This is a genomic window from Kocuria sp. 2SI, assembly GCF_005502825.1.
GTDB classification, from domain to species: Bacteria; Actinomycetota; Actinomycetes; order Actinomycetales; family Micrococcaceae; genus Kocuria; species Kocuria palustris.
Map to the genome: position 1 here is coordinate 1 of NZ_SCNB01000009.1, position 13,430 is coordinate 13,430.

The following is a 13,430-nucleotide window of genomic DNA, read 5'->3' on the forward strand; positions in this document are numbered from 1 at the left end:
CCGGTGGTCACGGCGGTGATGATCTGGCGGCGGCGGGTCATGTCTCATCGTGGGTCCGCTGGTGTTGATGAGGTTTTGAGACATGTGGTGACGAGGTAGTGAGACTCAACACCACCTTGGGCACCCTGGGCCATCCCCGGCCCCACGGAAGCGCCCCGAGCCACAGGCTCGGGGCGCTTCTCGTCTATCCCGAGGGCAACGGACTCCCCCGCCTGCCAGAGCGGGCGACAGCCTCTGCCCAGCCGAGGAACAGCGCAACGGGAGGGCTTGGTGCGGCCCGCCGCCTTGGATCGAGTCATGACCGGCAGACCAGCCAGCAGCTGCGTTCGCACCTCGGACGCGCAGCGGCCCCGTCCACGAGTCGCTGCTCGTGGACGGGGCCGCAGACCTCGCAGGATCAGATCCGCTCCGCGGGATCAGTCCGCCTGCTCCTTGATCAGTGGTTCCAGGGCCTCACGGACTCGTGACGCTCCTTCTTCGAATCCTCGACGGTGGCCCCGGAGTCGTTGGCATCGCCCACGCGGTGCACCTTGACCAGGTTGGTCGAACCGGCAACGCCTGGGGGTGAGCCGGCGCAGATGACCACCAGGTCCTCCGGCGAAGCCAGATCATGCGACTGCAGGTAGAGGTCCACCTGTCGGGTCATCTCGTCCGTGTGGTCGACCTGATCGCTGAGGATCGGCTGGACGCCCCACAGCAGCGAGCAGAACGCCACGACGTTGGGGTCCGGGGTGAAGGCCAGGATCGGCTGCTGCGGGCGCAGACGGCACAGGCGGCGGGCCGTGTCACCGGACTGCGTGAACGTCGTGAGGTACTGGACGTCCAGCTGACGTGCCATGGTCACTGCCGCGCGGGTGATCGCGCCGCCGCGGGTGCGCGGCTCCGTGACCATCTGGCTGATGCGCTCCCAGCCCTGGCGCTCGGTGGCCAGGATGATGCGCGACATGGTCTGCAGCGCCTCGATCGGGTAGGCGCCGATCGAGGTCTCGCCGGAGAGCATGACCGCATCCGCGCCGTCGAGCACGGCGTTGGCGCAGTCCGAGGCCTCGGCGCGCGTGGGGCGCGGGTTCTCCATCATGGTCTCGAGGACCTGGGTGGCCACGATGACCGGCTTGGCCCAGCGGCGCGCCAGCTCGATCGCGCGCTTCTGCACGACCGGGACCTCCTCCAGCGGCAGCTCGACGCCCAGATCGCCGCGAGCGACCATGATGCCGTCGAAGCTGTCGATGATCTCGTGGAGGTTCTCCACGGCCTGCGGCTTCTCGATCTTGGCGATGACGGGGACGCGGCGGCCCTCCTCGTCCATGATCTCGTGCACGCGGGTGATGTCGTCGCCGGTGCGCACGAACGACAGAGCGACGAGGTCGCAGCCCGTGTTCAGGGCCCAGCGCAGGTCCACCTCGTCCTTGTCAGACAGGGCGGGGACGTTCACGGCCACGCCGGGCAGGTTGATGCCCTTGTTGTTCGAGACCTTGCCGGGCACCTCCACGACGGTGGTGACGTCGGTGTCGGTGACCTCGGTGGCCCGCAGGGCGACCTTGCCGTCGTCGATCAGCAGCGTGTCGCCGGGCTTCACGTCCTGGGGCAGCCCCTTGAACGTGGTGGAGCAGCGGGTGCGATCGCCCAGGATGTCCTCGACGGTGATGGTGAAGACATCGCCCACGGCCAGCTCGTGGGGGCCGTCGGCGAAGCGGCCGAGGCGGATCTTGGGCCCCTGCAGGTCGGCCATGATCGCGACGGTCTGGCCGAGATCCTCCGAGGCGCGACGCAGGTTCTGGTACGACGCCAGGTGGGTGTCGTGGGTGTCATGGCTCATGTTGAGGCGGGCGACGTTCAGCCCGGCCTGGATGGCTTCGGTGATCTTCTCGTAGGAGCTGATGGCCGGACCGATGGTCGCCACGATCTTCGCTCTGCGCAAGGCACTTCCTCCTGCTCGATGTCGGAACTGGCAGACCGACGCGCAGGACCCCGAAGCTGCGAGGGAGGAATCCTGCGCGGCAGCTCTGCCGGGGTCATGCTGCGGGCCTCGAAAGGACCGCTCTTCTCCCCACCATACTCGCCCTGCAGGCGATCGGTCAGAGATGGGCGAAGTCGGATGCGCGCTGAGGGCGAACAGCGAGATGCTGGTCACTCCTGGTGACGGAGACGGTCCGCCGCAGCCACGAGCGGGCCGCGGCCCCCGGACCAGGGGTGCGCGGCCCGTGCGCCCGCGGGCTCAAGGAGGTGCCTGCGCAGGGCCGGAACCCTCAGCGCGGTGCCGAGTGGCTCAGCGCAGGTCGATGGCCCGCGTGCTGGGCCGCACCGGCGCGGGCAGGCGCGTGCTGCCGGTGAGGTGCTTCTCGACCTCGGCGGCGCAGGCACGCCCCTCGGCGATGGCCCAGACCACCAGCGACGCACCGCGGCCCGAGTCCCCGCAGGCGAAGACGCCGCGCACCGAAGTCATGAAGTGGTCATCGCGGGCGACCGTGCCGCGGGGCTCGCAGCTGACCTGCAGCTGCGAGACCAGCTCATCCGACTCGTTGCCCGTGAACCCCAGCGCCAGCAGCACCAGATCCGCGGGGATCTCGCGCTCGGTGCCGGCCTTGGGCCCGCGGCTGCCGTCCGGAAGGTACTCGGTCTCGGCCACGCGCAGGGCGCGCACCCGGCCGTCCTCACCGGCGATCAGCTCGACGGTCGAGGACAGGTACACGCGGTCCACGCCCTCCTCGTGCGACGAGGAGACGTCGAGCACTTTGGGCGCCATGGGCCACGGCTCGGAGTCCGGACGCTGGGCGGGCGGCTCGAAGCCGATCGCGATGTTCGTCACCGAGGCGGCGCCCTGACGGTTGGCGGTGCCGATGCAGTCGGAGCCGGTGTCTCCGCCGCCCAGCACCACCACATGCTTGCCATCGGCCCTGATCTGATCCGCGACCTCGTCGCCGGCGACGACGCGGTTGGACTGGGTGAGGTACTCCATCGCCTGGTGCACCCCGTCCAGCTCGCGGCCCGGCACCGGCAGCTCGCGGGCCTTCAAGGCTCCGGTGGCCACGATGACGGCGTCGTAGCGGCGGCGCAGCTGGTCCCAGGTGATGTCCCGGCCGATCTCCACGCCGGTGCGGAAGCGGGTGCCCTCCTGGCGCATGACCTCCAGGCGGCGCTCCAGCACCTCCTTCTCGAGCTTGAAGTCGGGGATGCCGTAGCGCAGCAGCCCCCCGATGCGGTCGTCGCGCTCGAAGACCGCCACCGTGAACCCGGCCTGCGTGAGCTGCTGGGCCGCAGCCAGACCGGACGGGCCCGAGCCCACGACGGCCACGGTCTGCCCGACCAGGCGATCCGGGATGAACGGCTCGAGCAGGCCGTCGTCGAGTGCCTTCTCGCCGATCTCGTACTCGACCTGCTTGATCGTCACCGCGGGCTGGTTGATGCCCAGCACGCACGCCGACTCGCACGGGGCCGGGCACACGCGCCCCGTCAGCTCCGGGAAGTTGTTGGTCGCGTGCATGCGGGCCACGGCCTCGCGGTCGCGTCCGCGCCACATGAGGTCGTTCCACTCCGGGATGAGATTGCCCAGAGGGCAGCCCTGGTGGCAGAACGGGATGCCGCAGTCCATGCAGCGACCCGCCTGCTGATGGATCACGGACGGATCCTGCCGGGTCTGGACCTCGGCGAAGTCCATGATGCGCACCGGCACCGGCCGCTTGGGCCGGTCCACGCGCTCGGTCGTCTTGAGGAATCCACGGGGATCAGCCACGGGTCGTCGCCTCCAGGATCTGGTTCCAGGCCTCGGTCCCGTCCGGGTCCAGGCCGTCGCGCTCGGCATCGGCACGGATGCCGAGCACGGTCGAGTAGTCGCGCGGGAGCACCTTGGTCAGGCGCGCGCAGGTGGTCTCGAGGTCGTCGAGCAGGCGCTGGGCCAGCTGCGATCCGGTCTCCTCGGCATGGCGGCGCAGGAGTCCCTGCACCGTGGCGCGGTCGTCGTCGTCGAGCTCGAGCAGCTGCAGCTCGCCGCTGGTGCGCGACTGGAGGTTCACCGCCGCCTCGCTCAGGTCCAGGACGTAGGCGACGCCGCCGGACATCCCGGCCCCGAAGTTGCGGCCGGTGCGCCCGATGATCAGCGCGGTGCCGCCGGTCATGTACTCGCAGCCGTGATCGCCGATGCCCTCGGCCACCGCGGTCGCTCCGGAGTTGCGCACCAGGAAGCGCTCCCCCACCTGGCCGCGCAGCAGGATCTCGCCGCTCGTGGCGCCGTAGCCGATCACGTTGCCGGCCACCACGTTGTCCTCGGCGGTGAAGGACGCATCCCGAGCGGGGCGGATGATGATCCGACCGCCGGAGAGGCCCTTGCCGGCGTAGTCGTTCGCATCGCCCTCCAGCCGCAGGGTGATGCCTTGGGGCAGGAAGGCCCCCAGCGACTGCCCGGCCTGCCCGAGGAGGGTGATGTCGATCGTGTCGTGGCCGAGCTCGTCGGTCTGGAAGGTGCGGGTCACCTCATGCCCGAGCATGGTGCCCACCGACCGATCGGTGTTCACGATCTCGTGCTGCAGCCGCACCGGCTCCCGGTCCCTCAGCGCCGGCTGGGACTCGCGGATCAGGGCGACGTCGAAGTGCTGATCGAGCTCGTGGTCCTGGCCTCTACGGCACCGGACCTCCTTGCCCTCGTGCTCGAGCACCGAGGAGTGCAGCACCGGGGTCAGGTCCAGTCCCTCTGCCTTCCAGTGCCGGATCGCCCGGTCCGTGCGCAGGATCTCGGCGTGGCCGATGGCCTCGTCGAGGCTGCGGAAGCCCAGCTGGGCCAGCAGCTCGCGGACCTCCTCGGCCAGGAACGTGAAGAAGTTCACCACGTGCTCGGCCCTGCCCGTGAACCGCTCCCGCAGCAGCGGGTTCTGGGTGGCCACGCCCACCGGGCAGGTGTCCAGGTGGCACTTGCGCATCATGATGCAGCCCTCGACCACCAGCGGCGCGGTCGCGAAGCCGTACTCCTCCGCGCCCAGCAGCGCCGCGATCACGACGTCGCGCCCGGTCTTCATCTGCCCGTCCGCCTGCACGACCACCCGGTCGCGCAGCCCGTTGAGCATCAGGGTCTGCTGGGTCTCGGCCAGCCCGATCTCCCAGGGCAGCCCGGCGTGCTTGAGCGAGTTCAGCGGGGCAGCGCCCGTGCCGCCGTCGTGGCCGGAGACCAGCACGACGTCCGCGCGGGCCTTGGTCACGCCCGAGGCCACGGTGCCGATGCCGAGCTCCGAGACCAGCTTGACGTGCACCCGCGCCGAGGGGTTGGAGCGCTTGAGGTCGTAGATCAGCTGCGCCAGGTCCTCGATCGAGTAGATGTCGTGGTGCGGCGGCGGCGAGATCAGCGACACGCCCGGGGTCGAGTGACGGGTCCGAGCGACCCACGGGTAGACCTTCTGGGCCATGAGCTGGCCGCCCTCACCGGGCTTGGCGCCCTGGGCCATCTTGATCTGCAGATCCTCGGCGTTCGTCAGGTACAGGCTCGTGACCCCGAAGCGCCCGGAGGCGATCTGCTTGATCTTGGACCGTCGCTGCGGATCCATGAGCCGCTCGACGTCCTCGCCGCCCTCGCCCGTGTTCGACTTGGCGCCGATCCGGTTCATGGCGATCGCCAGGGTCTCGTGGGCCTCCCTGGAGATCGATCCGTAGGACATGGCCCCGGTTGAGAACCGCTTGAAGATCTCCTCGACCGGCTCGACCTCCTCGAGCGGGACCGGGGTGCGGTCCGAGTCGAAGGACAGCAGGCCGCGGATGGTCTTGAGCTGCTCCGACTGCTCATCCACCAGCCGGGTGTAGGAGCGGAAGATGTCGTAGCTGCCGGTGCGGGTCGAGTGCTGCAGCCGGAAGACGACCTCCGGGCTGAACAGGTGCGGGGCGCCGTCGCGGCGCCAGTCGTACTCGCCGCCGGAGTCCAGCCCGATGTGCGGCTCCACCACGCCGTCCTCGGGGTAGGCCCGACGATGCCGCGCATGCGTCTCCTCGGCGATGACGTCCAGGCCCACGCCGTCGAGCTGCGAGACGGTTCCGGTGAAGAAGTCCTCGATCAGCTCCTTCGACAGGCCCAGCGCCTCGAAGGTCTGGGCCCCGCAGTAGGACGAGACGGTCGAGATGCCCATCTTGGACATGATCTTCTGCACGCCCTTGCCGAGCGCCTTGATGAGGTGGGCGACCGCCTGCTCCTCCGTGACCCCGGCGATCTGCCCGGCGCGCACGAGGTCCTCCGCGGACTCCATGGCCAGGTAGGGGTTCACGCCCGAGGCGCCGTAGCCCAGCAGCAGGGCCACGTGGTGGACCTCGCGGACATCGCCGGCCTCGACCACGAGCGAGCACTTGGTGCGGGTGGCCGAGCGCAGCAGGTGGTGGTGGATCGCGCTGGTGAGCAGCAGCGAGGGGATCGGCGCCCACGAGCCGTTCGAGTCGCGGTCTGAGATCACGACGTACTGCACGCCGCGGTTGACCGCGGCCGAGACCTTCTCGCAGATCTCCGCGATGCGCGCCCGAAGCCCCGCTCCCCCACCCTCGGGGCGATAGAGGCCGCGCACCTTGAGGGCGATCGGCATCTCGTCCTCGTCGCTGAGGTGCAGGACCTGATCGAGCTCGTCGTTGTTGATGACGGGGAACTCGAGGATCACCTGGTGCGTGCGGACGCGCTTGGTGGTCAGCAGATTGCCCATGGGCCCCAGCGCGCACCGCATGGAGGTCACTAGCTCCTCGCGGATCGAGTCCAGCGGCGGATTCGTCACCTGGGCGAAGGACTGCACGAAGTAGTCGAAGAGCAGGCGCGGGCGCTCGGCCAGCACGGCCACCGGGGTGTCGGTGCCCATGGCGTAGATGGGCTCGGCGCCCTTCTCGGCCATGGGGCCGATGATCTTGGCGAGCTCCTCGTGGGTGTAGCCGAAGGTCTTCTGCCGCAGCTCGATCGACGAGCGCGGGTGGCGCATGTGCTCGCGCTCGGGCAGATCCGCGAAGCGGACGGTGTTGCCCTCGGACCACTCCTGCCACGGCTGCAGGTCAGCGATCTCCTGCTTGAGCTCGGCGTCCTCCACGATCCGGCCCTCGACCGTGTCCACCAGGAACATGGTGCCGGGGGCCACGCGGCCCTTGCGCACGATCGTGCGGTCCGACAGGTCGACCACGCCGACCTCGGAGGCGAAGACGACCAGGCCGTCCTCGGTCTCCCAGAAGCGCCCGGGCCGCAGCCCGTTGCGGTCCAGCACCGAGCCCACGCGGCGGCCGTCGGTGAAGGCCACGGCGGCGGGGCCGTCCCACGGCTCCATGAGCGTGGAGTGGTACTCGTAGAACGAGCGCCGGTCGACGTCCATGGTCTCGTGGTTCTCCCAGGCCTCCGGGATCATCATCATCATGGCCTGCACGAGCGGACGGCCGGAGAGCATCAGCAGCTCGGCCACCTCGTCGAGGGACTGCGAGTCGGAGGCGCCCTCGGAGCAGATCGGGAACAGCTCCTCCGGATTGCGGCCCAGCAGCGGCGACTTCAGCTGCGACTGGCGCGCGCGCATCCAGTTCCGGTTGCCCTTGACGGTGTTGATCTCGCCGTTGTGGGCCAAGACGCGCATGGGCTGAGCCAGCGGCCACGACGGGAACGTGTTGGTCGAGAAGCGCGAGTGCACCACCGCGAGCCGCGTGCCGAAGCGCTCGTCCGACAGATCCGGGTAGAACGGCTCGAGCTGGGCCGTGGTGAGCATGCCCTTGTAGACGATGGTCGAGGTGGAGAACGACGAGCAGTAGATGCCCAGTCGGTTCTGGCAGCGCTTGCGCAGCCGGAAGGCCTTCTGATCGAGCTGCAGTCGGGCGGCGGAGCCGTCGAGGTCCTGGACCGGGATGTGGCCGGTGAAGGCCTCCTGCGCGTCACGACGCTCCTGGACGAAGGGCTGGACGAAGTACGGCATGACCGAGCGCGCCGCGCTGCCGATCGCGGAGTCGTCGACGGGGACCTCGCGCCAGCCGAGGACCTCGAGGCCCTCTTCCTGGGCGATCTCCTCCATCTGGGCGCGGATCTGCGCCTCGTCGCGACCGCCGGTGGGGAGGAAGACCGAGCCCACGGCGTAGGCGCCCGGAGCGGGCAGCTCGAAGTCGAGGACCTCGCGGAAGAAGGCGTCGGGGATCTGCAGGAGGATGCCCGCGCCGTCGCCCGAGCCGGAGTCGCCGCCCACGGCGCCTCGGTGCTCCAGGGCCCGCAGAGCGATCAGTGCCTTGTCTACGATCTCGTGGCGGGGCTGCCCGTCGAGAGTCGCGATCACGGCCAGGCCGCAGGCGTCCTTCTCCTGATCCGGTCGGTAGAGGCCCTGCTGCTCGGGGGCGGTGGAGAACTCGGTGAACGGCGAGCGGACGGACCCGTCCGAGGACTCGGTCGGGGCGGCCTCAGGGACCTGGTCCTCACTCTGCGGGGCCGGGTGCGCCCGGGGACCGGGATCGGACTGCGACATGGAATTCTCCTCACCTGATGACTGCGGCTCGGCACCGCCCGACGGTGCCTGCCTCAGCCGATGGGACCGAGCGGCGTCAGCGGAGCGCATGCTGATGCGGCGATGAGGATACTGCCGGGGTGTTTCCTGGCTGTTTCATGCCGCGTCACAGGGCTGCCGCCCCGGCCGAGGCGGAGGCGGCCCGATGCGTCTCAGCCGCGCACCGGCTGGCGCGACGGATCGGTTGCGCGCGTCTCGACGAATGCCTGCAGCCGCACGTCACCGGAGGGGTCAGCCTGCTCGCCGAGCTCGGCGCTGTCGGGCTCGGGCTCGGCAGCCGCCGCAGTGCGGTCTGCGCGGTCGAGATCGGGCAGCCGGTTGATCCGGGCACCGCGCCAGGGCTCGGAGGCGGATTCGGCCCCGGGGGCAGCGGCGGCGTCGGACTGCCGAGCCGCAGCGACGGCCCGGTGGCTGCCGCTGCCGTTCGCGGCGCGGGTCGAGGCAAGGTGCTCGGCGACCGAGCCCAGGACGGCGGCCTTGCGGCGGGAGAGCCACGCGTAGAGCAGCAGGCCGACGACGATCAGCGCCGCAGCGGTGAACACGTGGATGCGCATGCCCAGGAACATGGCGGAGGGGTCGATGCGCAGGAAGATCTCGATCAGCATGCGACCGGTCCCGTACCAGATCAGGTAGAGCGCCATCGAGCGGCCGCCGTCGACCCGGTGCGCCGTGCGGCGGCTGCGCCCGAGCCAGATGATCAGCGCCGCCCCCAGCAGGTTCCACAGCGACTCGTAGAGAAACGTGGGGTGGAACAGCGTGCCCGCCGGAAGCCCGTCCGGGAAGTTGGGGGACGTGGGGGCGATCTCGAGGCCCCAGGGAAGCGTGGTGGCGCGGCCGAAGAGCTCCTGGTTGAACCAGTTGCCCCAGCGGCCCACGGCCTGGGCCACCAGCAGGGCCGGAGCCACGCAGTCCGCGAACAGGGCGTAGGAGGTCCCGCGCACCCGGCACATGATCCACACGGCCAGGGCGCCGAAGGCCACGCCGCCCATGATCCCCAGCCCGCCCTTCCACAGCTGCGGGATCTCCATCAGCCCCTCCGCGGAGCCGAAGTAGTAGCCGGGGTCGGTGATGACCACGTGGTAGAGCCGGGCGCCGATGATGCCCAGCGGGATGGCCAGCAGCGCCGCATCCATGACGAAGTCGCCGTCCTGACCGCGGGCGTCCATGCGCCGGGTCGTGATCGCGATGGCCGCGGCCATCCCGAGCAGGATGCATAGAGCGTAGGCGTGGATCTCGAACGGCCCCAGCGAGAACCCGCTCCAGCCGGGCGAGGGGATCGACAGCATCGGCGAGACGAGCATGAGTGCCTTCCTGGTTCCGGTGCGCCCGGGCGGGGTGGGAGGGGAGCCGGTGCGGGCGCAGCGTCCGCACCGGCTGCGGGTCAGCTGCGGCCGGCGAGCTCGGCGGCCAGGCGGCCGACGGCCTCGGGTCCGCCGTCGCGCAGGGCCTTCACGAGCGCCGTGCCCACGATCGCGCCGTCGGCGTAGGCGCCGATCTCCTCGACGTGCTCGCGGCGCGACACGCCCAGACCGACGCACACGTTCTGCGCACCGGCGGCGCGGGCTCGCCGGACGACGTCCTGGGCGGCGTCGGAGACGGAGTCACGCGCACCGGTGACGCCCATGACCGACACGGCGTACACGAAGCCCGACGACGCCCGCGCCGTCATCTCCATGCGCTCCCGAGTGCTGGACGGGGCGACCAGGAAGATCCGGTCCAGGCCGTGGGCGGAGGAGGCCTCGAACCACTCCTGGGCCTCGTCCGGAATCAGGTCGGGGGTCACGATCCCCGACCCACCCGCTGCCGCCAGGTCTGCGGCGAAGCGGTCCACGCCGTGCTGCATGACCAGGTTCCAATAGGTCATCAGGACGGCCACGGCATCCGTTCGCTCGGTGATCGCCCGGACCACGCGGAAGGCGTCATCCGTGCTCACGCCCTGGGCGAGGGCCTGCGTGGTGGCTGCCTGGATGACCTCGCCATCCATGACGGGATCGGAGTACGGCAGACCGATCTCGATGACATCGGCCCCGCCGAGCCCGAGTGCGACGGCGGCCTCGATGGACTCCTCGACGCTGGGATAGCCGGCGGGCAGGTAGCCGATCAGCGCGGGTCGGCCCTGCGCGCGGCACTGCTCGATGCGCGCGGCCAGCCGGGAGTCGGGGTCCTGGGCCAGGCCCGCGGGGATGATCCGATCGATCAGGGATCCCGGCCCGGACAGGCGCTCCGCCTGCACGGCCGCCTGCGGCGCACCGGTCTGCTCGGTCGCTGAGGCCTCTGAGGGGTCCTGGGACCCGGCACTGGTGGTCTGGTTCACAGCTGCTCCCCCTTCTCGGCGATCTTCTCTTCCCTGGAGCCGCCCGGCAGCATGTCGAACCACTCGGCGGCCGTGGCCACGTCCTTGTCGCCGCGGCCCGACAGGGACACGACGACGATCTTCTGCGCTGCGGCCTCCTCGCCGAGCTGCCCGCGCCAGGTCTGGCCGAGCCGCACGGCACCTGCCAGGGCGTGCGAGGACTCGATCGCAGGGATGATGCCCTCGGTGCGGCACAGGGCGCGGAAGGCGTCCATGGCCTGGTCATCGGTGATCGCCGTGTAGACGGCGCGTCCGCTGGCGGCGAGGTAGGCGTGCTCGGGACCCACTGCCGGGTAGTCCAGGCCGGCGGAGATCGAGTGCGACTCGATGGTCTGCCCGTCCTCGTCCTGCATCAGGAACGTCTTGGCCCCGTGCAGCACGCCGGGGCGCCCCAGCGTGATGGTCGCGGCGTGGCGAGGGGTGTCTACCCCGTCGCCGCCCGCCTCGAAGCCGTGCAGCTCGACGTCGGCGTCGTCGAGGAACGCGTGGAAGATGCCGATCGCATTCGATCCGCCGCCCACGCAGGCCGCCACGGCATCCGGCAGCCGACCGGTCTGCGACAGGATCTGGGCGCGGGCCTCGTCGCCGATCTGCTGGTGGAACCAGCGGACCATGGCCGGGAAGGGATGCGGCCCGGCGGCGGTGCCCAGCAGGTAGTGGGTCGTGTCCACGGAGGCCACCCAGTCGCGCAGCGCCTCGTTGATGGCGTCCTTGAGCGTCTGCGAGCCGTGCTCCACAGCCACGACCTCGGCTCCCAGCAGATTCATGCGCGCGACGTTCAGCGCCTGGCGCCGGGTGTCCTCCGCGCCCATGTAGACCACGCACTCCATGCCCAGCAGCGCGGCGGCGGTGGCCGTGGCCACGCCGTGCTGCCCGGCCCCGGTCTCCGCGATCAGGCGGGTCTTGCCCATGCGCTGGGCCAGCAGGGCCTGGCCCAGGACGTTGTTGATCTTGTGCGAGCCGGTGTGGTTGAGGTCCTCGCGCTTGAGGAACACGCGGCAGCCCGCGTGGGCGCCGAAGCGCTCGGCCTCCGTCAGCAGCGACGGCCTGTTCGCGTAGTCGCGCGACAGCCGCTGGAACTCCTCCAGGAACTCCGGATCGGCCTTGGCCTTCTCGAAGGTGTCGGTGACCTGGTCCAGGGCGGCGATCAGCGACTCGGGCATCCAGCGCCCGCCGAAGTCGCCGAAGTACGGGCCCTGGGCGTTCGAGTAGCGCCGCTGCCCGTCGCGGGCCTCCTGCTCCCCCCGGTGCGCGGCGCGGATGGACTCGCCGAGGGTGCGGAACTGGGCGACGGTGCCCACGGGGTCGCCCGCCCGGACCAGCGCCTCGCCGGTGAGCACGGCATGAGCGCCCTGACGCGCGTAGTCCTCGATCTGCTCGGGGCCGCTGACACCGGACTCCGCCACCAGGACGGCGTCTGCGGGAAGGTGCTCGGCCAGGTGCCCGAAGCGGTCGGTGTCGACGTCGAGGGTCTTCAGATCACGGGTGTTCACGCCCACGATCTTGGCGCCCACCGCCGTGGCACGGCGGATCTCCTCCTCCGTGTGCGTCTCCACGAGCGCCTGCATCCCGAGGTCCTCGGTGACCTTCAGCAGATGGGCCAGCGCGTCGTCGTCGAGGGCCGCGACGATCAGCAGGATGAGATCGGCCCCGTGGGCACGGGCCTCGAGGATCTGGTACTCGTCGACTGTGAAGTCCTTGCGCAGGATCGGCACGTCCACGGCAGCGCGCACCGCGTCCAGGTCGGCCAGCGAGCCGCCGAAGCGGCGCTGCTCGGTGAGCACGGAGATCACGGCCGCTCCCCCGCGCTCGTACGCGGCAGCCAGAGCGGCGGGGTCCTCGATCGGCGCCAGGGCGCCCTTCGAGGGCGATGAGCGCTTGACCTCGGCGATGATCTCGAGCGTGTCCTCGTGGGATCCGCGCAGTGCCGCGATCGCGTCGCGGGGCGCCGGCGCCTGCGCTGCGGTGCGTCGGATCTCCTCGAGCGGAACGGCGGCGCGCCGAGCCTCCAGATCCTCGCGGACCCCCTCGATGATGGAGTCGAGGACCGTTCCGGTGGCCCTCACGCTTCCCTCGGGATGCTCGGTCATGCGGTGACGTGTCCTCTCCTGGAAGATTGCGATGGTCGCGGCATGCGCCGACCCGCAGGCCGGCGGCGCCGGCGCGGGTCGGGCAGAGCGCGGAGACGATGCGGTCTGCGGCTCAGGGGCGTGTCAGCCGCCCCGATGAGGAGGGGCTCAGTGCTTGAGCTCGCCGCGCTCGTGCTTGCGGACCTCGCCCTCATAACCCATGCCCATGCCCTTGAGGACGGCGCCCACGATCAGGCCGAGGACGATGACGCCCACGCCGACCCACATCAGGACGCTGCCGAGCTCCTGGACCAGGCCGATGAGCCCCAGGACGACGCCCACGGCCATGATGGCGACGCAGGTCCAGGCGGCGACGGTGTTGCCGTGCCCGACGTACGCGGTGTGATCCAGGACGATGACGTCGAGGCCGTGGGCCTCGCGCTCGGCCTCGAGGCGGGATGCGGCCTCCGACGCAGTGCTGGAGCTGGTGGTCGCGTGCGACATGAGTTCAGGTCTCCCTGTGGTGCTCGGGGTCGGGGT

At 70.6% G+C, this 13,430-nt stretch carries 7 protein-coding genes; all 7 read right to left on the reverse strand.

Going from position 1 to position 13,430, the window contains the following annotated elements; translation table 11 throughout:
- Positions 1-436: 436 nt before the first annotated feature.
- The 7 genes from pyk to FFS25_RS06715 all read right to left on the reverse strand — a co-directional run bounded on the left by pyk (position 437) and on the right by FFS25_RS06715 (position 13,394).
- Entirely contained in the window at positions 437-1,918 is a 1,482-nt protein-coding gene (gene pyk / locus FFS25_RS06680) for a pyruvate kinase (protein ID WP_137802331.1), read from the reverse strand.
- Between the two features lie 348 nt (positions 1,919-2,266).
- Positions 2,267-3,730 carry a glutamate synthase subunit beta gene (locus FFS25_RS06685; RefSeq protein ID WP_058870910.1) on the reverse strand — a complete coding sequence of 488 codons (1,464 nt, stop codon included), beginning with the start codon at positions 3,728-3,730 and terminating at the stop codon, positions 2,267-2,269.
- A complete protein-coding gene (gene gltB / locus FFS25_RS06690) occupies positions 3,723-8,429 on the reverse strand; it encodes a glutamate synthase large subunit (protein ID WP_137802332.1) in 4,707 nt (1,568 codons plus the stop codon). Before gltB ends, FFS25_RS06685 begins: the two co-directional genes overlap by 8 nt.
- Positions 8,430-8,620: 191 nt before the next feature.
- Complete coding sequence (lgt, locus tag FFS25_RS06695) at positions 8,621-9,769, reverse strand: prolipoprotein diacylglyceryl transferase (protein WP_171004122.1); 1,149 nt, start codon at positions 9,767-9,769, stop codon at positions 8,621-8,623.
- An 80-nt stretch (positions 9,770-9,849) separates the two neighbouring features.
- Positions 9,850-10,668 carry a tryptophan synthase subunit alpha gene (gene trpA / locus FFS25_RS06705; RefSeq protein WP_375543924.1) on the reverse strand — a complete coding sequence of 273 codons (819 nt, stop codon included), beginning with the start codon at positions 10,666-10,668 and terminating at the stop codon, positions 9,850-9,852.
- 110 nt (positions 10,669-10,778) lie between these two features.
- Entirely contained in the window at positions 10,779-12,911 is a 2,133-nt protein-coding gene (trpB, locus tag FFS25_RS06710) for a tryptophan synthase subunit beta (protein WP_137802335.1), read from the reverse strand.
- 147 nt (positions 12,912-13,058) lie between these two features.
- A complete protein-coding gene (locus FFS25_RS06715) occupies positions 13,059-13,394 on the reverse strand; it encodes an HGxxPAAW family protein (protein ID WP_249933804.1) in 336 nt (111 codons plus the stop codon).
- Positions 13,395-13,430 lie beyond the last annotated feature (36 nt).